18 protein-coding genes are annotated in these 18,503 nt (G+C 73.4%); 10 read left to right on the top strand and 8 right to left on the bottom strand.

Features of this window, described 5'->3' with window-relative positions; translation table 11 throughout:
- The first annotated feature begins 12 nt into the window (after window positions 1-12).
- Window positions 13-1,185 (top strand): acyl-CoA dehydrogenase family protein, encoded by a 1,173-nt coding sequence (locus tag SVTN_RS06540; protein WP_041133663.1) that lies wholly within the window; start codon window positions 13-15, stop codon window positions 1,183-1,185.
- Here the strand turns inward: SVTN_RS06540 and SVTN_RS46370 are convergent.
- Entirely contained in the window at window positions 1,148-1,561 is a 414-nt protein-coding gene (locus SVTN_RS46370) for a hypothetical protein (RefSeq protein ID WP_342669661.1), read from the bottom strand. The genes SVTN_RS06540 and SVTN_RS46370 overlap by 38 nt on opposite strands.
- Before the next feature lie 204 nt (window positions 1,562-1,765).
- On the opposite strand from SVTN_RS46370, the gene SVTN_RS06530 reads away from it, so the two are divergent.
- Window positions 1,766-2,827, top strand: a complete 1,062-nt coding sequence (locus tag SVTN_RS06530) for an Rv3169 family protein (protein WP_425429044.1) — start codon at window positions 1,766-1,768, stop codon at window positions 2,825-2,827.
- Between the two features lie 10 nt (window positions 2,828-2,837).
- Window positions 2,838-3,929: a phosphotransferase family protein gene (locus SVTN_RS06525; RefSeq protein WP_041128193.1), complete on the top strand. Its 1,092-nt coding sequence runs from the start codon at window positions 2,838-2,840 to the stop codon at window positions 3,927-3,929.
- 46 nt (window positions 3,930-3,975) lie between these two features.
- Here SVTN_RS06525 and SVTN_RS06520 read toward each other — a convergent pair whose 3' ends face one another.
- A complete protein-coding gene (locus SVTN_RS06520) occupies window positions 3,976-4,344 on the bottom strand; it encodes a hypothetical protein (protein ID WP_078908239.1) in 369 nt (122 codons plus the stop codon).
- Between the two features lie 225 nt (window positions 4,345-4,569).
- Here SVTN_RS06520 and SVTN_RS06515 point away from each other — a divergent pair, with 225 nt between their 5' ends.
- From SVTN_RS06515 to fxsA, 4 genes are all read left to right on the top strand, one after another.
- Window positions 4,570-5,010 carry an Lrp/AsnC family transcriptional regulator gene (locus SVTN_RS06515; protein ID WP_017242178.1) on the top strand — a complete coding sequence of 147 codons (441 nt, stop codon included), beginning with the start codon at window positions 4,570-4,572 and terminating at the stop codon, window positions 5,008-5,010.
- Between the two features lie 69 nt (window positions 5,011-5,079).
- A complete protein-coding gene (locus SVTN_RS06510; protein ID WP_041128192.1) occupies window positions 5,080-6,717 on the top strand; it encodes an amidohydrolase in 1,638 nt (545 codons plus the stop codon).
- A 468-nt stretch (window positions 6,718-7,185) separates the two neighbouring features.
- Window positions 7,186-7,962: a polyprenol monophosphomannose synthase gene (locus tag SVTN_RS06505; RefSeq protein ID WP_041128191.1), complete on the top strand. Its 777-nt coding sequence runs from the start codon at window positions 7,186-7,188 to the stop codon at window positions 7,960-7,962.
- 83 nt (window positions 7,963-8,045) lie between these two features.
- Window positions 8,046-8,639, top strand: coding sequence for an FxsA family membrane protein (gene fxsA, locus SVTN_RS06500; RefSeq protein ID WP_041128190.1), 594 nt, complete (start codon window positions 8,046-8,048; stop codon window positions 8,637-8,639).
- Window positions 8,640-8,734: 95 nt separating this feature from the next.
- On the opposite strand, the gene SVTN_RS06495 is transcribed toward fxsA, so the two are convergent.
- The 4 genes from SVTN_RS06495 to yczE all read right to left on the bottom strand — a co-directional run bounded on the left by SVTN_RS06495 (window position 8,735) and on the right by yczE (window position 12,227).
- Entirely contained in the window at window positions 8,735-9,109 is a 375-nt protein-coding gene (locus SVTN_RS06495) for an RNA polymerase-binding protein RbpA (protein WP_015032218.1), read from the bottom strand.
- Window positions 9,110-9,364: 255 nt separating this feature from the next.
- Entirely contained in the window at window positions 9,365-10,735 is a 1,371-nt protein-coding gene (locus SVTN_RS06490; RefSeq protein WP_041133661.1) for an MFS transporter, read from the bottom strand.
- 41 nt (window positions 10,736-10,776) lie between these two features.
- Window positions 10,777-11,541: a glycerophosphodiester phosphodiesterase family protein gene (locus SVTN_RS06485; protein WP_041128189.1), complete on the bottom strand. Its 765-nt coding sequence runs from the start codon at window positions 11,539-11,541 to the stop codon at window positions 10,777-10,779.
- Complete coding sequence (gene yczE, locus SVTN_RS06480) at window positions 11,538-12,227, bottom strand: membrane protein YczE (RefSeq protein WP_041128188.1); 690 nt, start codon at window positions 12,225-12,227, stop codon at window positions 11,538-11,540. The genes SVTN_RS06485 and yczE overlap by 4 nt, the downstream gene beginning before the upstream one ends.
- Window positions 12,228-12,330: 103 nt before the next feature.
- Between yczE and SVTN_RS06475 the strand changes: the two genes are divergently transcribed.
- Complete coding sequence (locus SVTN_RS06475; protein ID WP_041128187.1) at window positions 12,331-13,833, top strand: SCO1417 family PLP biosynthesis transcription factor; 1,503 nt, start codon at window positions 12,331-12,333, stop codon at window positions 13,831-13,833.
- A gap of 69 nt (window positions 13,834-13,902) precedes the next feature.
- Here SVTN_RS06475 and SVTN_RS06470 read toward each other — a convergent pair whose 3' ends face one another.
- Together SVTN_RS06470 and SVTN_RS06465 are read right to left on the bottom strand one after the other, a co-directional pair.
- Window positions 13,903-15,732, bottom strand: coding sequence for a membrane protein (locus SVTN_RS06470; protein WP_041128186.1), 1,830 nt, complete (start codon window positions 15,730-15,732; stop codon window positions 13,903-13,905).
- 37 nt (window positions 15,733-15,769) lie between these two features.
- Window positions 15,770-15,964 carry a hypothetical protein gene (locus SVTN_RS06465; protein WP_015032212.1) on the bottom strand — a complete coding sequence of 65 codons (195 nt, stop codon included), beginning with the start codon at window positions 15,962-15,964 and terminating at the stop codon, window positions 15,770-15,772.
- A 307-nt stretch (window positions 15,965-16,271) separates the two neighbouring features.
- Between SVTN_RS06465 and SVTN_RS06460 the strand changes: the two genes are divergently transcribed.
- Together SVTN_RS06460 and SVTN_RS06455 are read left to right on the top strand one after the other, a co-directional pair.
- On the top strand, window positions 16,272-16,664 hold the full coding sequence (locus SVTN_RS06460) for an ankyrin repeat domain-containing protein (RefSeq protein WP_041128185.1): 393 nt from the start codon (window positions 16,272-16,274) through the stop codon (window positions 16,662-16,664).
- Between the two features lie 258 nt (window positions 16,665-16,922).
- The gene (locus SVTN_RS06455; RefSeq protein ID WP_041128184.1) at window positions 16,923-18,338 is read left to right on the top strand and encodes a hypothetical protein; all 1,416 of its coding nucleotides are present in this window, start codon (window positions 16,923-16,925) and stop codon (window positions 18,336-18,338) included.
- Window positions 18,339-18,503 lie beyond the last annotated feature (165 nt).

The following is an 18,503-nucleotide window of genomic DNA, read 5'->3' as shown; positions in this document are numbered from 1 at the left end:
GAGCGTCCGACCATGGCCGACAGCACCGCGGACGGCGTCGAGCGCCGACTGCCCACCGACGAGGCCCGGGAACTGCTCTCCCTGGTGCGTGACATCGCCCGCCGGGAGATCGCCCCGGGCGCCGCGGAGGAGGAGGCCGACGGCCGCTTCCCCCGCGAGCTGTTCGCACTGCTCTCCCGCTCCGGGCTGCTCGGACTGCCGTACGACCCCGAGTACGGCGGGGGCGGCCAGCCGTACGAGGTCTACCTCCAGGTCCTGGAGGAACTCGCCGCGGCCCGGCTCACCGTGGGCCTCGGCGTCAGCGTCCACACGCTCTCCTGCCACGCGCTCGCCGGCTTCGGCACCGAGGCGCAGCGGGCCGCGCACCTGCCCGCGATGCTGGGCGGCGGCCTCCTCGGCGCGTACTGCCTCTCCGAACCCTCCGCCGGATCGGACGCGGCGGCCCTGCGGACCCGGGCGGTGAGGGAGGGCGAGGACTGGGTGATCGACGGGACCAAGGCCTGGATCACCCACGGCGGGATCGCGGACTTCTGCACCGTCATGGCCCGTACCGGCGGCCCGGGCGCGCGCGGCATCACCGCCTTCCTCGTGCCGGGGGACGCGCCGGGGCTGAGCGCCGCCCCTCCCGAGCGGAAGATGGGGATGAAGGGCTCACCCACCGCGCAGCTCCACTTCGACGGGGTGCGGGTCGCCGACGACCGCCGTCTCGGCGCGGAGGGGCAGGGCTTCGCGATCGCGCTCGACGCCCTGGACTCGGGGCGGCTCGGCATCGCCGCCTGTGCCGTGGGCCTGGCCCAGGCGGCCCTGGACGAGGCCGTCGCGTACGCGCGGGAGCGCCGCCAGTTCGGCCGGCCGATCGCCGACTTCCAGGGGCTCCGCTTCCTGCTCGCCGACATGGCGACCAAGGTCGAGGCGGGCCGCGCGCTGTACCTGGAGGCGGCGCGGCTCAGGGACGAGGGGCGGGCCTTCGGCCGGTGCGCGGCGATGGCCAAGCTCTTCTGCACGGACGCCGCCATGCAGGTCACGACGGACGCGGTGCAGGTGCTCGGCGGCTACGGCTACACGGCGGACTTCCCCGTGGAGCGCTATCTGCGCGAGGCGAAGATGCTCCAGATCGTCGAGGGGACCAATCAGATCCAGCGCGTGGTCATCGCCCGTCACCTGGTCGGACCAGAGTCCCGCTGACGCGTACGGTGCGGTCCGCCCAGACCGGTCCCGCGGCGAGCCGGGCCCACTCCTGGTCGCGGTGGCCGGGCAGGGTGCGGCCCTGGCTGGCCCAGAGGGAGAGCACGTCCCGGTAGATGGGCGGGTCGGCGGGGACGGGGGGCTTCACCTGCGCCTGTGCCGCCTGCCCCTGCGCCGGTACGGGAACCGGGACGGGCACGGAGGCCGGTGCGGGCGCCGTCACCGTAGCCATCACCGTCGCCGTCGCCGTCGCGGCCGAGGGCGCCGTCGACTGGGTCGCCGACGGGGGCGTCGACTGAGGAACCGATTCTTCACCGCGCGGGTCGGCCTGCCGGTGCCGACCGTAACCGCTGGGAGTGGTGTACAGCGTCGTCATGCCGGGACCAACGCGCCCCGGCGGCCGGGGTCACCGCCGAGCGGATTCGAGCGGCAGTTCGCCCGGTACCCGGTGCACGACTCTGGTCCCCGGACCGGTAGCTGACGTACCGTCAGATCCCATTCGCCGCTCAGGAGGTCAGCCGTGGACGACGACCGGCCCGTCGCGCTCGACGAATACCCCGTGCACCAGGCACCGCTCTCGATGAAGCACCACGTCAGCGGCGACCGGAACGCCTACGACCGGTGCATCTTCCACGTCTTCGACCACGCCGGACGCGCCCTGCTCATCGCCGGGCTCGGCGTTTACCCCAACACCGGGGTCGTCGACGCCTACGCCACCCTGCGCACCGGCGACCGGCTGCACGCCGTCCGCGCCTCGGACGCCCTCGGCGACGACCGGACGAACCTCTCCGTCGGCCCGCTCGCCATCACCGTCGACGAACCGCTCAAGCGCCTCTCCCTGCACTGCGCGGCCGACCCCGACGACCCCGACGGCCTCTCCTTCGACCTCACCTGGACCGGCGACTTCCCCGCCGTCTGGGAACCCCACCACACCCAGCGCCACGGCGGCAGGCTCACCCTCGAAGGCCGCCGCTTCGTCCAGGCCGGACACTGCACGGGCACCATCAGGGCCGGCGGCGAGGAGTTCACCGTCACCGCGGGGGAGTGGACCGGCACCCGCGACCGCAGCTGGGGCGTCCGCCCCCTCCCCGGCGAGGAACCCGGCCGCGCCGCCGAGTTCCGCCCCGAGGGCTTCCACTGGCTCTGGATCCCGATGCGCTTCGAGGACCGCTTCCTCATGGTCATCGCCCAGGAGGACGCCGACGGCTACCGCACCCTCAACGAGGCCCTGCTCGTACGGAACGGCCACCGCGACACCCAACTCGGCTGGCCCCGCACCGACATCACGTACCGGCCCGGCACCCGCCACCCCGAGAGGGCGTCCGTCCACCTCGCCGACCCGGCCGGGAAACCCCTGGAGATCGGCGTCGAGATCCTCGCCTCCTCCCCGCTCGCCGTCGGCTCCGGCTATCCGCCCGCCACCGACTGGCAGCACGGCACCTGGCAGGGCCGCGGCTGGACCGACCGCCGCGTCTACGACCTCTCCGACCCGGCCGCCCACCCCATGGCCGCCTACGGCGTCACCGACCACGCCGCCCGCTTCACCCTCGACGGTCGCACCGGCTACGGCATCTTCGAGCACGGCTCCTTCGGCCGCCACGACCCCAGCGGCTTCGCCGACCACACCTCGACAGCCAACTGAGGAGCGTCCTTTGGCCACCGCGCCCCGCCCCCGCACCACCACCCGTGACCCCGAGGAGCTCGGCCGGCGGCTCACCGCCTGGCTGGACCGGTACCTGCCCGGAGCCGGGGTCACCGACCTCGCCGTCCCCGGTTCCAACGGCATGTCCAGCGAGACCCTGCTCTTCGACCTGGACCACCCGGACGCCCCCGTACGCGGCTGCGCCCTGCGGCTCGCCGCCGACCCCGCCGCGTACACCGTCTTCCCCGTCTACGACATGGCGCGCCAGCACCGCGTGATGCGCCTCGTCGGCGAGCACACCGACGTCCCCGTGCCGCGCGTGCTCTGGCTGGAGGAGGACCCGGAACCCCTCGGCGCCCCCTTCTTCGTGATGGCCCGCGCCGAGGGTCGCGTCCCGCCGGACGTCATGCCCTACACGTACGAGGGGAACTGGCTGCACGCCGCCACCGACGCCGAACGCGCCCACCTGGAGGCCGAGTCCGTCGCCGTACTGGCCAGGCTGCACGACCAGTTCCCCGCGAAGGAGGCCGAGTTCCTGCTGCCCGAAGGCACCGGGAGCCCGCTGCGGCGTCACGTCGACGCCCAACGCGCCTACTACGCCTGGGTGGTGGAGGGACTCGCGCCCTCGCCGCTCATCGAGTCGGCCTTCGACTGGCTCGAGGAGCACTGGCCGGCCGACGAGGGCCCCGCCGTCCTCGGCTGGGGCGACGCCCGCATCGGGAACATCGTCTACGACGGATTCACGCCCGCCGCCGTCCTCGACTGGGAGATGGCGGCGTACGTCCCCCGCGAGGTCGACCTCGGCTGGACCGTCTACCTGCACCGTTTCTTCCAGGACCTGACCGTGGGCTTCGGCCAGCCCGGACTCCCCGGCTTCCTGCGGCGCGACGCGATCGAGCGGCGGTACGCCGAACTGACCGGGCACACCCCGCGCGACATGGAGTTCCACACGCTCTACGCGGCGCTGCGGCACGCGATCGTGATGCTCAGGATCGCGTACCGCCAGGCCCACTTCGGCGAGGTCGAGGTGCCCGGTGACCCCGACGGCCTGATCCTGCACCACGCCACGCTCGCGGCGATGGTGCGGGGAAGCTACTGGTAGCCGGAAGGCTCAGGGCCTGTCCGGCGGATCGGGGTCGGACAGGCTCCTAGGCCGCGCGCCGCATCTGCGGCACCCGGATCGGACGCGAGCCCGGACCGCCGACGTGCGAGAAGGGCTGCGTGCGCCAGTCGAGTCCCTGGGGGAGCGTCAGGAGCAGTGCGGTGTCCTGCTCCTGGACCCCCAGGACGTCGTCGGCGGGGCGGGCCTCGGAGGCCGAGAGCCCCGTGCCCGGGCAGACCGTCAGGACGAAGGGGTTCCACGGCGTCGGGCAGAGGGCGTGCTCCGGCAGCGCGTCCTCGTCCGCGAGCAGCGCGATGGGCTGCACGCACTCCGGGCAGACCACCCGGAACATCTCAAAGGTGTCGTACGCGTCGAGCTCGTCGGACGTGTCGACCGATTCAACAGGCTCCTGCATTGGGATTCTCCCCCTCGGCTGGGTCGGCCGGATCTGTGCGGCCTCGACCACAGCAAGCACTTCCCATGCGGAACTCCGCATAACCGTGAGGCGGTGGTCCAGGCCGGGCGCAAACCTGTGGCGTTCGTCACATGCCCGTCGCAGGTGCCCCGTGACAGCCCATAGCGCCCTATACGGAGCGCCCCCGGCTGTGCCCGAGTCGCTCCGGGGCCATAGGGTCACCGCATGGAGGAGCTGGATCGTCAGATCGTGGAGTTGCTCGTCAAGGACGGGCGCATGAGCTACACCGACCTGGGCAAGGCCACCGGCCTGTCCACGTCGGCGGTGCATCAGCGCGTCCGCCGTCTGGAGCAGCGCGGTGTCATCCGCGGCTATGCCGCCGTCGTCGACCCGGAGGCCGTGGGCCTGCCGCTCACCGCGTTCATCTCGGTCAAACCCTTCGATCCCAGCGCCCCCGACGACACCCCCGACCGGCTCGCCGACATCCCGGAGATCGAGGCCTGCCACAGCGTCGCGGGCGACGAGAACTACATCCTCAAGGTCCGGGTCGCCACCCCGCTGGAGCTGGAGCACCTGCTCAGCCGCATCCGCTCCCAGGCGGGGGTCTCCAGCCGCACGACCGTCGTCCTGTCCACCCCGTACGAGGCCAGGCCGCCGCGCATCTGACGCACCCGGCCCACCGAAGGGGGGACCTGCCGGACAAACCGGGTTCCGGCAGGTCCTAGCCTGGTGGGCATGAGCGAGTCCATGCCTCCTGCGTCTCCCGGCGACCACCGCACCGTGCTGCTGCGCGGTGGAGAAGTCCACAGCCCCGCCGACCCCTTCGCCACCGCCATGGTGGTGGAGCGCGGTCACGTCGCCTGGGTGGGCTCCGAAGGCGCGGCCGACGCCTTCGCGTCCGGCGTGGACGAGGTCGTCGACCTGGAGGGCGCGCTCGTCACCCCGGCGTTCGTCGACGCGCACGTGCACACCACCGCCACCGGCTTCGCCCTCACCGGGCTCGACCTGTCCTCCGCCGCCTCGCTCGCCGAGGCCGCCGAGCTGATCCGGGCCCACGCCGCCGCCCGCCCCGAGGACCGCATCCTCATCGGCCACGGCTGGGACGCCTCCCGCTGGCCCGAGCGCCGCCCGCTCGCCCGCGCCGAGCTCGACGAACTCACCGGCGGCCGCCCGCTCTACCTGACCCGGATCGACGTCCACTCGGCCGTCGTCACCACCGCCCTCCTCGACCTCGTGCCCGGCGTCCGTGACCTGGACGGCTTCCACGACGGGCAGCGGCCGCTCACCGGGGACGCCCACCACGCCGTGCGCGCCGCCGCCTTCGCGGCGGTCTCTCCCGGCCAGCGCACCGAGGCCCAGCGCGCCGCCCGCGCCCACGCCGCCTCCCTCGGCATCGGCACCCTCCACGAGTGCGGCGGACCGCAGATCTCCTCCGAGGAGGACTTCACCGGCCTCCTGGACCTCGCGCGCGAGGAGGCCGGGCCCCGGGTCGTCGGCTACTGGGCCGACCTCGACGTCGAGCGGGCGCGGGCCCTGGGCGCCCTCGGCGCGGCCGGCGACCTGTTCGCCGACGGCTCCCTCGGTTCCCACACGGCCTGCCTCCACGAGCCGTACGCCGACCACACCGGGCACCGCGGCTCGGCCCACCTGGACGCGGCCACCATCGCCCTGCACGTCGTCGCCTGCACCGAGGCGGGTCTCCAGGCCGGCTTCCACGCCATCGGGGACGCGGCGGTGACCGCGGTCGTCGAGGGCGTCAGGGCCGCCGCCGAGAAGCTCGGCCTGGCCCGGATCCGGGCCGCCCGGCACCGCGTCGAGCACGTCGAGATGCTCACCCCCGAGACGATCGCCGCCTTCGCCGAGCTGGGACTCACCGCCTCCGTGCAGCCCGCCTTCGACGCCCTCTGGGGCGGCGAGGACGGCATGTACGCCGACCGGCTCGGCGCCGAGCGGGCCCGCACCCTCAACCCGTACGCGGCACTGCTGCGCGCCGGCGTGCCGCTGGCCTTCGGCTCCGACAGCCCGGTCACCCCGCTCGACCCCTGGGGCACCGTCCGCGCCGCCGCCTTCCACCGGACCCCCGAGCACCGGATCTCCGCCCGCGCCGCCTTCACCGCCCACACCCGGGGGGGCTGGCGGGCCGTGGGCCGGGACGACGCCGGGACGCTGGTCCCCGGCGCCCCCGCCGACTATGCGGTCTGGCGCACCGAGGAGCTCGTCGTCCAGGCGCCCGACGACCGGGTCGCCCGCTGGTCCACCGACCCCCGTTCCGGAACGCCCGGTCTGCCCGATCTGTCGCCCGGCGTCGACCTCCCCGTCTGTCTGCGCACGGTGGTGTACGGGCAGACGGTCTTCGAGCGACCGAACGAGTGATATAGGGACATTTCGCACCCTGGACCGTCGCCCCGCACGCTTGTCCCCGACCTGCGGATCTTCCCCTCCGGCCTGGCCTTTTGAGGAGTCTTCGCAGGTCAAGCGGGTGTTGACAGTCGCCGGTCGGTGGCGGGTAGGTTCACCGCGTCCACCACAGGACGTCCGACCGGACCGCACCCCCACGTCGTAGCCGAACGCCGCCCGCGCCTCGGTCGCGAGGGAAGGTTTCTCCGGCGGAAGGTGCGACCCGGGTGGGGCCCGGACGTTCAGTAGACAACGGCTCTCGGGCGATCCGCAGCCAGCGGATCCCGGGTCGGACCGAAGGACGCCCGGCCCCGCACCGCACGTCACCCGTCCCGGTGGTCCCTTCCGTCCGGTCTGTCACCCGGGCCACTCGACCCGCCACGCCGGAGCACCCCGGGGACCTCGCTATGGTGGGGTCCTGCGTATGTATCCGAAGGGGCAGTAGTGAACGACGGTGGCCAGAGGCGTTACGGTCCGCTCGGCAAGGCCTTGGTGATCATTCCGACCTACAACGAGGCGGAGAACATCAAGCCGATCGTCGCGCGGGTGAGGGAGGCCGTACCCGAGGCGCACATCCTCGTCGCCGACGACAACAGCCCCGACGGCACGGGCAAGTTCGCGGACGAGATCGCGTCCGAGGACGACCATGTGCACGTGCTGCACCGCAAGGGCAAGGAGGGGCTCGGTGCCGCCTACCTCGCCGGCTTCCGGTGGGGCATCGAGCAGGGCTACGGCGTCCTCGTCGAGATGGACGCCGACGGCTCCCACCAGCCGGAGGAGCTCCCGCGGCTGCTCACCGCCCTCAAGGGCGCGGACCTGGTCCTCGGCTCCCGCTGGGTGCCGGGCGGCCGGATCGTGAACTGGCCGAAGTCCCGCGAGTTCATCTCCCGGGGCGGCAGCCTCTACTCGCGCGTGATGCTCGACGTCCCGATCCGCGACGTCACCGGCGGCTACCGGGCCTTCCGCAAGGAGACCCTGGAGGGCCTGGGGCTCGAGGACGTGGCCTCGGCGGGCTACTGCTTCCAGGTCGACCTGGCCCGTCGCGCGATCGCCGCCGGCTTCCACGTCGTCGAGGTCCCGATCACCTTCGTGGAGCGCGAGATCGGCGACTCGAAGATGAGCCGCAACATCGTCGTCGAGGCGCTGTGGCGGGTCACCGGCTGGGGTCTGACGGCCCGTGCGGAGAAGGTCGGCAAGCTGCTCGGCCGCAAGTCCTCCTGACGTCCGGCCGACTTCCGTACCGATCCTTCGCACTGATCCTTCCTTTACGACGTTCCGGCGGGGCGCCAGGCACACTGGGGACCATGACGACCGGCGCACCGCCTCCCCTCGCCCCGAAGCGCTCACGCGCGCGTACGTTCCTTCCGCTCGGCGTCGCCGCCTGGCTGGTCCTGGAGATCTGGCTGCTCACGGTGGTGGCGAACGCGGTGGGCGGACTGACCGTCCTCCTCCTGCTCGTCGGCGGTGCCGTGCTCGGCGCCGCCGTCGTCAAGCGGGCGGGCCGCCGCGCCTTCCGCAACCTCACCTCGACCTTCCAGCAGGCCCAGGCGGCCGCACAGGGCGGCGTGGCGCCCTCGCCCGCCGACCGGGCCGGCGCGGACGACCGCAACGGCTTCCTGATGCTGGGCGGCCTGCTCCTGATGATTCCCGGCTTCCTCTCGGACGCGGCCGGTCTGCTCCTGCTGATCCCGCAGGTCCGCTCGTTCCTCGGGCGGTACGCGGAGAAGGCCGTCGAGCGCCGGATGAGCGCCGCGCCTCCCGGCAGCCTCCAGGACGCCTTCCAGCAGGCCCGTATCCACCGGCCGGACGGGAAGGTGGTCCAGGGCGAGGTCATCCGCGAGGACGCGCCCCAGGGCCCTCGCCGGCCCGAGGAGCCCCGCCCGCCGCTGATGCCCTGATCCGTACGCGCGCCACGGGCGCGCGCGAACGCCGCGGGGCCCGGTACACGATTTGTGTACCGGGCCCCGCGGCGTTGTGCTCTTGCGGCGGTCCGCTAGGCGGACTTGCGGCTGTCGCGCGGATGCACGGCGATGTTCATGGCGCCGGAACGCAGGACGGCCAGCCTCTCGGCGAGGACCTCCTCCAGCTCCTCGCGGGTGCGACGCTCCATGAGCATGTCCCAGTGCGTACGCGCAGGCTTGCCCTTCTTCTCCTCAGGTCCGTCCCCGTCCACCAGGAGTGCCTGGATTCCGCAGACCTTGCACTCCCACTCCGGCGGAATCTCCGCCTCGACCGAGAAGGGCATCTCAAAACGATGTCCCTTCTCGCATGCGTACTCCACCGCCTGGCGCGGGGCCAGATCGATGCCGCGGTCGGTCTCGTAGCTCGTCACCACGAGGCGCGTGCCGCGAAGAGCTCGCTCACTCATGAATCGTGCCTCCCGGGCTTGTCGCCCACAGGACAGGTGTCGCTGTCGTCGTTATCCGGTCAACGTCCGGTCGGCGGTAAAGATTCCCGTGCCGGGTCATGCGTCGCCCGTCGTGCCGCCCCTTGTTGTACCCACCAGTGCCCGTTTTGTCACATCTGACGGCAGATGTGACCCGGTGTCTTCACCAAAGCAGCACGCAGTAACGGTCCGCCTGGCAGGCCAAACGCGTACACTACCGCCCTTTCACCGCCACGTCTAAATACGGTCGGGTATCGGGTTCCCCGCGGCCGCCACCGCACGCCGGACCGGGACCCGGGCGAGCAGCGTGAAACCGACGGCGAAGAAGATCACCAGGGAGATGATGGCATCCCGATAGCTTCCGGTCAGCTGATACGCGAGACCGAACACCAGCGGACCCAGCCAGCTGAGCCCGCGGTCGCTCATCTCGTACGCCGAGAAGTACTCCGCCTCCTTGCCGCGCGGTATCAGATGCGAGAACAGCGAGCGCGACAACGCCTGGCTGCCGCCCATGACCAGGCCGATGGCGGCCGCCAGCCAGTAGAAGAACACCGGCGAGTTCGCCGGCAGGAAGTAGCCCGCCGCCAGGATCAGCGTCCAGACCGCCAGCGAGCCCAGAATCGTCCGCTTGGCGCCGTACACCCGGGCGAGTCGTCCCATCCCGAGGGCGCCCGCCACCGCGAGCACCTGGACGAGCAGGACCGCCGTGATGAGCGTCGTCTGGTCGAGCTTCAGCTCCTCGGAGCCGTAGATCGAGGCCTGCGAGATCACCGTCTGGATGCCGTCGTTGTAGATCAGGTACGCGAGGAGGAAGGAGAGCGTCAGCGGATGCCGGCGCATGTCCTTCAGGGTCGCCCGCAGCTGGCCCCAGCCGCTGCCGACCGCGCCCTCGCCGGACCGCCCGGCTCCCTCCGGGCGGACCTGCCGGTCGCGCAGCCGGCGCAGCGGCACGAGCGTGAAGGCGCCCCACCACAGACCGGCCGAGGCCAGGCAGATGCGGACCGCCTCGCCCTCCGAGAGGCCGAAGGAGTCGTGCCCCGAGTAGAGGACCAGGTTCAGGACGAGGACCAGCGCGCCGGACGTGTACCCGAAGGCCCAGCCGCGCGAGGAGACCGCGTCCCGCTCGTCCGGCTCGGCGATCTGCGGCAGATAGGCGTTGTAGAGCACCATCGAGACCGACAGCGAGGCGTTCGCCACGATCAACAGGAAGGTGCCGAGCAGGTAGTGCTCGCCCGCCAGGAAGAACATCCCCGTCGTGGCCGCCGCTCCCAGGTACGCCGACGCCGCGAGCAGCGGCTTCTTCCGGCCCGCACGGTCCGCCACCGCGCCCACCAGCGGCATCACCACGACCGCGACCACGATCGAGGCGGACACGGCGTACGCGAAGAGCGAGCCCGCCCGCACCGGGATCCCCAGCGGGTGCACGTACCCGTGGGCGTCGGCGGCCGCCTCGGCCACCGAGGTCAGGTACGGCCCCAGGAACACGGTGAGCACGCTCGTCGAGTACACCGAGCACGCGAAGTCGTAGAAGTACCAGCCCCGCTGCTCGCGCTTCCGCTCGGCGGGATCGGAGGCGTACTCCTCCGGCTCGATGGTGTCTGCGGTCAAGGCCACGCCCCCCTCGTTCGTTCCCGTGGCCGGGACGCGGCTCAGATCCACGCTCCCCGGTCGGTGAGCACGCCGCGCAGCGTCTCCAGGTGATCGGTCATGATGCCATCGACCCCCAGGTCGAGGAGAGAGTTCATCCGGGCCGGATCGTTCACGGTCCACACGTGGACCTGGAGCCCGCGCGCGTGCGCCTCCCGTACGAACCGCCGGTCGACCACCGGGACCCCTGCCTGGCGCTCCGGGACCTGCGCCGCCACGGCGCCCGCCCGCAGCGCCGCCGGGATCCCCCAGGAGCGCAGCCGCAGCCCGACCACGCCGCGCACCCCGTACGAGGTGGCGAGCCGGGGACCGGCCAGGCGCTGGGCCCGCGCGATCCGGGACTCGGTGAAGGAGCCCACGCAGACCCGGTCCCAGGCGCCCGTCCTGCGGATCAGGTCGACCAGCGGGGCCAGGGCCGACTCGGCCTTGAGGTCCACGTTCCAGCGGGCCTCGGGGAACTCCTCCAGGAGGTCCGCGAAGAGCGGCAGGGGCTCGGAGCCGGCCACGCGGGCCTCCCGTACGGCCGCCCACGGCAGGTCGCCGATCCGGCCCGAGGTGTCCGTCACCCGGTCGAGGGTCGCGTCGTGGAAGGCGACGAGCACCCCGTCGGACGTCGTGTGCACATCGGTCTCGAAATAGCGGTAGCCCGCCGCGGCGGCCCGGCGGAAGGCGGCCGCGGTGTTCTCCAGGCCGTTCGCCGTGCCGCCGCGATGGGCGAACGCGAGGGGGGAGGGGTGGTCGAGGTAGGGGTGGCGTACGCGAGTCACGGGCGCAGTATGGCGCCTTCCGGTGTCCGCGTGGCGACCGAGGAGGGGACGGAGTCCGGCTCGGGGGTTTCGGGGGCCGCCTCCGGGACGGCGAACCAGCGCAGGAAGAACTGGGCGAGCGGACCTATCGCGAGGGCGTAGAGGACGGTGCCGACGCCGACCGAGCCGCCGAGCAGGAAGCCGGTGGCGACCACCACCACCTCGATCGCCGTCCGCACGAGCCGGATGGACCGGCCGGTCAGCCGGTGCAGACCGGTCATCAGGCCGTCGCGCGGGCCGGGGCCCAACCGCGCCGCGATGTACAGGCCGGTCGCGACCCCGTTGAGGACGATGCCGAGCAGGAGCAGCGGCACCTGCCCGGCCAGACCGTCGACGTCCGGGACCAGGGCCAGGGTGCCGTCCGTCGCCAGACCGATCGCGAACACGTTGGAGACCGTGCCGAGGCCGGGCCGCTGCCGGATCGGGACCCACAGCAGCAGCACCACCGCACCGACGATGATCGACACCACGCCGATGGTGAGCCCGGTCTTCTCGGCGAGACCCTGGTGGAGGACGCCCCAGGGCTCCAGGCCGAGCCCGCTGCGCACGAGCAGCGCCGAGCTGACCCCGTACAGCGTCAGCCCGACGTACAGCTGGACGAGCCGGCGGGTGAGGTGCCGGCCGTGGAGACCGGAGGCGATGGACAAGGAACTGCCCCCCAAGGTGGTGGTAGTGGACTGACTCATGACACTCTGTGGCGGGGGATCGGATGTCAACCATGGCCAATTCGAGGAAGGTGGACTGATTTCCATGGCTCAGTGGACTTCGGCGGTGGGACCGGCTCAGCTCGCCCGGCAGCTCCAGGCGCAGCAGCCCCGGCCCGCCGGACCCGGCGCCCGCAAGCCGCCCGCCTACCGCGCCCTGGCCGACGGCATCCGGCTGCTCGTCCTGGAGGGCCGCGTCCCGGTCGCCGCCCGTCTGCCCGCCGAGCGGGAACTCGCCCTCGCGCTCACCGTCAGCCGCACGACGGTCGCCGCCGCCTACGAGGCGCTGCGCACCGAGGGCTTCCTGGAGTCCCGGCGCGGCGCCGGCAGCTGGACCGCCGTGCCCGCCGGGAACCCGCTGCCCGCACGCGGCCTCGAACCGCTGCCCCCCGAGGCCCTCGGCTCGATGATCGACCTCGGCTGCGCCGCCCTGCCCGCGCCCGAGCCCTGGCTCACCCGGGGCGTCCAGGGCGCCCTGGAGGAGCTGCCGCCGTACGCCCACACGCACGGGGACTACCCGGCCGGGCTGCCCGCGCTGCGGCAGATGCTCGCCGACCGGTACACCGCGCGCGGGATCCCCACCATGCCCGAGCAGATCATGGTCACGACCGGCGCCATGGGCGCCATCGACGCCATCTGCCACCTCTTCGCGGGGCGCGGCGAGCGGATCGCCGTCGAGTCGCCCTCCTACGCCAACATCCTCCAGCTGATGCGCTCGGCGGGCGCCCGGCTCGTGCCCGTCGCCATGGCCGAGGGCCTCGGCAGCTGGGACCTGCCGCGCTGGCGGCAGGTGCTGCGGGACGCGGCGCCCCGCCTCGCGTACGTCGTCGCCGACTTCCACAACCCGACCGGCGCGCTCGCCGACGAGGACCAGCGGCGGCAGCTCGTCGAGGCGGCCCGCTCGGCCGGCACGGTGCTCGTCGTCGACGAGACCATGGCCGAGCTGCACCTGGACGAGGGCCTGGAGATGCCCCGGCCGGTCTGCGCCTTCGACCCGGCGGGCGCCACCGTCCTCACCGTCGGCTCGGCCAGCAAGGCCTTCTGGGCGGGCATGCGGATCGGCTGGGTCCGGGCCGCGCCCGACGTCATCCGTTCCCTGGTGGCCGCGCGCGCGTACGCCGACCTCGGCACCCCCGTCCTGGAGCAGCTCGGCGTGAACTGGCTCATGCGGACGGGCGGCTGGGAGGAGGCCGTGAGCCTCCGCCGCGAGCAGGCCAGGGAGAACCGGGACGCGCTCGTCGCCGCGGTCCGCCGGGAGCTCCCGGACTGGGAGTTCTCGGTCCCGCGCGGCGGTCTGACCCTCTGGGTCCGCACCGGCGGCCTCTCCGGCTCCCGGCTCGCCGAGGCGGGGGAACGGGTCGGCGTCCGCGTCCCCTCCGGGCCCCGCTTCGGCGTCGACGGCGCCTTCGAGGGCTTCGTCCGGCTGCCCTTCACGGTCGGCGGCCCGGTCGCCGACGAGGCGGCCGCCCGCCTCGCCGCCGCGGCCCGCCTGGTCGAGTCCGGCCTCGGCAGCGGGGGAGCGGAACCGCCGAGGTCGTTCGTGGCGTAGCCCGGTCACGCGCATGTACGGAGGGTCCCCACGCGCGCGCGGGGACCCTCCGTACATGCGCGGCCGGTCTCAGCCCTCCGCGGGGACCGGGGTGTGGAACGGGGCCGGGCCGGGCTCCGGTTCGGCACGGGGCGCCGGGGCCGGTTCGGGGGCCGAGCCGGGGGCCGCCTCGACCGCGGCGACCGGGAGCGCGACCGTGTCCGGGGCGGTGAGCGCGGCCGTGTCCGGGGCGGTGACGGCGACCGGGGCCGGGGTCTTGACGGTGACCGTGTCCGAGGCGGTGACGGTGGCCGGGGCGGTGACCGGACTCTTGACCGTGATCGCCGGCGGGGTGGTGACCGGGGTCTCGACCGTGATCGCCGGCGGGGTCGTGGGTGCGGCCGGGGCCGTGATCGCCGGGCGCTCCGGGAGGAGCTCGAGGACCGCCCGGCGGTGCGCCTCGCTCGTCGCGTCGTCGTACGGGTCGGGCGTCGCCGGCACCTGGAGCCGCAGGACCGGACCGGTGCCCAGGCGCGCGTAGCCGCGGCCCGCCGGGACCTCGGGCGTCGGCGTGGTGTGCGGCTGGGCGCCGAGGACGGCCGTGATCTGCTCCGCGGTGGCGGGGCCGAGGACGATCCGGGCCCGGGTGTGGGTCCGTACCGCCTCGCTCAGCGTGTCCACGCTGTCGAACTGCTCGGCCACCACCACCGTGACGTGCGCCGCGCGCCCGTGCCGCAGCGGCACCTGGAGCAGCTCCTGCGGGTCGGGGCGGCCGTCGGCGGCGGCCAGGTGGCCGAGGACGCCCGGCCGGTCGAGCAGGATCCACAGCGGGCGGCGGGTGTCCTCCGGCGCGGGCAGGCCGGCCTGCCGGGCCCGGTTCGCGGCGATCAGCCGCCGCTCCGTCTCGTGCGCCGCCCACTCCAGGGTGGCGAGGGCGCCGGAGAGCCCGCACTCGACCGCGAGGACGCCGGCGCGGCCGGTCAGGCACGCGTACTCGCCGGTGCCGCCGCCCTCGACGATCAGCACGTCGCCGTGGGGGAGGGCCTGGAGGGCGATCGAGCGCAGCAGCGAGGTGGTGCCGCTGCCGGGCTGGCCGACGGCGAGCAGATGCGGCTCGGTGGAGCGGGGGCCGGTGCGCCAGACGACGGCCGGCGCGTCCTCCGTGCCGTCCGCCGAGACGACGGGCACGGTCCGCTGCACGGCGTCGGCGTCGGTGAAGCCGAGGACGGTCTCGCCCGGCACCGTGACGAAGCGCTGGGCGGCGATGGTGGTGGGCAGGGCGGGCAGCACGCTCATGACGAGCAGGTTGCCCTCCTCGTCCCAGTCGAAGAGGTACTCGCGGCCGCGCCCCGACTTGGCGTGCAGCAGCTGCTCGATGCGCGCGCGTGCGGCGGGCTCGCCGTCGGTGAAGTAGGGGGGATAGGCGATCCGCAGCCGGGTGAGCCGGCCGTCCTCGTCGAAGGCGTACTCGGTGAAGGCACCGCTCCAGTCGCCGCCGTGGGCGAACAGCGGGGAGGGGTCGTCGGGGACGGAGAAATACGGCACGAGGGCCTCGTACAGGCCCTTGAGCCGGGCGATCTCCGCGTCGTCGGGCCCGGTCTTCACGACCGGGCGTTCACGTCCCTTCCACGCGGCCGCGGCCATGAGCAGGACGAGCGCGAGGAGCGGCCCGTACGGCATGAGGGCGACGACCAGGACGCAGGCCGCGACCAGGAGCAGCGTGGGACCACGCCGCTCCTTCGGGGTCGCGGCCCACTTGGCGCGCGCGGTCGCGGCCAGTTTCCGCAGACCACGGGAGATCGTGATCAGGGGATGGAGCACGTCGGTGGCGCTGTCGGCGGCCGAGCGCGCGATCTCTCGACTGCGAGCGATCTGTGCGCTGCCGCTGCTCAGAATGCGGGGGAGTGGTCGCCGGGCCACGAAGTACTCCTGAATCGGTGGAAGGGACTGAAGGGCGTCAGAACTTGATCCCGCCCAGGAGGCCGGCGAGGCTCTGGCCACCCGCCGTGATGCTCGGGGCGATGGCGGTGCCCGCGAGGTAGAAGCCGAACAGCGCGCTGACGAGGGCGTGCGAGGCCTTCATCCCGTCCTTCTTGAAGAACAGGAAGCAGATGATGCCGAGCAGGACCACGCCTGAGATGGACAGGATCATTGGTTGTTCTCCTGGTTGAGGGGACAGTCACCATGAGTCCTTCCAAGTTCACAGCAAGTATCTATGTGACTAAAGGTGCATTCGGGTGAAAAACGGGTGATTTCACTTGACCGGCGGACGCCGAACGCCGCGCCGGGTGGCGAAAAACCCGGCGTGCGCTAGAGGCGGGTCCCCGGGCGGGATGACGTGATCTTTGCCTCGGCCGGGCGCGGTCATGTCGCCGGACGGGCAGTACCCTGTCGATTCACTCGTACGGCCGCGCTTGCCGTGCACAGGCCAACAACGCAGGAGAGAGGCGGTCCACCCGATGAGCGAGACTCCGGACCCCGAGGTCATCGAGCTGGCGTCCAAGGTCTTCGACCTCGCACGCACGGGTGACGCCGACGCCCTGGCCGCCTACCTCGACGCGGGCGTCCCCGCGAACCTCACCAACGACAAGGGCGACACCCTCGTCATGCTCGCCGCCTACCACGGCCACGCCGCCGCGGTCACCGCCCTCCTGGAGCGCGGCGCCGAGGCCGACCGCGCCAACGACCGCGGCCAGACCCCGCTCGCCGGCGCCGTCTTCAAGGGCGAGGACGCCGTCGTCCGCGCCCTCCTCGCCGCCGGCGCAAATCCGGAGGCAGGGACTCCGTCCGCGCTCGACACCGCCCGCATGTTCGGCAAGACCGAACTCCTGGAGCTCTTCGGCGCCAGGTGAACGGCGGTTGAACCCCAGGTGGGAGCGGGGTCGTAAATGTGGTCGCGGTGGCGAAATGGGTGGGTCATCATGACGTCGGGCCCGGCAAAACGGGCCACCGACGAGAGGCTGAGGAAGATGGTCACTGGCAGGCGAATCACGACGACGGGCGGCCCCGAATGTTGCCGCACGGCCTAGGCGTACGGGCGATGTACCGCCCGACCGGGCTCTCCCCGGTATCCCCCGGTCGTGTCGACAGCTTGATGTGAGGCGTCTTCCATGTTCGATCCAGTCATAGCGCCGAGCGGCACCCTGCTCGGCCTGCTGCAGCGGGGCCGCGGCGACGGCACCCTGCACGCCCTCGCCGCGCCACGCGCCGAGGCCCTCGCGGCCCTCAACCACTGCGTTCTCGACGACCCCCGCCACGACTGGCAGGTCGAGAACCGCTCCCTCTACTACGCCCGTCTCTACCTGGACCTCCACGGAGGCCTGGAGCAGATCGAGGCGCACCTCTTCGATGCCGAGGACCACCTCGACACCGAGGAGTCCAGGACCGGGCTCGCGCTCGCCGTCCTCGGGCACCTCGCGTCCTACGGACGCCAGGACGCCCTGCTGCTGCTCCGGCGGTACGCGGCGACCGGCGCCAACTGGGCCTGGGCCCTCGACGAGCTCGCCCTCCGCGACGACGACGCCGGACTCCGCGCGCTCGCCCTGCCCGTACTGGCCCGCTTCCCGGCCGACGCGGAGGGCGAAGCCGAGCTGGCGCGCACCGTCCGCGACGCCTTCGAGCCCCGCCCCTGGCGGCTGTGGGCCGAGGACCCGCGCGAGGCCGTCGGCGCCCGCGTCAGGGCCGCCGGGGAACAGGGCTCCTTCGACCGCTGGCAGCGCCAGATGCGCCCCACCGGGCCCCGCCCCGGCTGGAGCGTCAAGGCCGTCCTCGACTGGGCGCAGGAGGGGTACGAGCGCGGAGCCGTGCTGTACGGCCCCGCCGCCCGCTGCCTGACCGCCGTCGCCGGGCCCGAGGACCGGCCCGAGCTCCTCGCCGCCGCCCGGTACGGCGCGCCGGGAGCCCGCGGCGCCGCCCTGCACCACCTCGCCGAGTCACGGGACCCCGCCGTCCTCGACCTCGTCGAGGCCGCGGCCGACGGCGACTCCCGCGAGGTCGCCGACGCCGCCGTCGCCGCCTACCGGCGGATGTGCGGCGACGACGCCGTCGCCCGCGCCCGCGCGTGGGTCCGGCGCACCGACGCCCTCGGGACCGCCGCCGCCGAGGTCCTCGCCTGCCGCGGCACCGCCCAGGACGCCCCCCTCGTCCTCGGCGCCCTGCGCGGCACCGTGCGCTCCGCGGGCCCCGACGCCCCCGAGCTCGCCTGCCTCGTCGACGGCGCCGGACGCCTCGGCATCGCCTGCGCGGCCCCCGTGCTGCGCCACGTCTACCGCGAGACGACCTCCTCCCAGCTGCGCGGCCGCGTGGCGTGCGCCCTCGCCACCACCGACCCCACCTTCGCGACCGGCTTCGCCGTCGAATGCCTCTGGGACTGCGAGGAGACCACCCGCGAGGTCGCGGCCCAGCACGCCGAGACCGGTGACGTGCGCGTCGCCGAACGATTGCGCCGCCTCGCCGCGGACCCCGCCGAAGAGGTCGAGGTCCAGACGGCGGTACGCAACCGGATAGGGCCGGACCTCCAGGTCTGACCCCGGCTCCGGGGCGGCGACAGGTCCGGCCAACCCCTCCCGGCCCGACCTCGCACCCCCCAGCCACCCGCCACCCGGCCCCCGGGACGGCGCGGCCTGCGGCGGAAACCCCGCCGACCGTGGCCCCGCCCCGGGGGCCGGTGCGTTTCCCGGCTCCACCGGCGT

This window comes from Streptomyces vietnamensis, from assembly GCF_000830005.1.
In the GTDB taxonomy this organism is placed as follows: Bacteria; Actinomycetota; Actinomycetes; order Streptomycetales; family Streptomycetaceae; genus Streptomyces; species Streptomyces vietnamensis.
The sequence above is the reverse complement of the archived record's forward strand: the minus strand, read 5'-3'. Positions and strand labels throughout refer to the sequence as shown.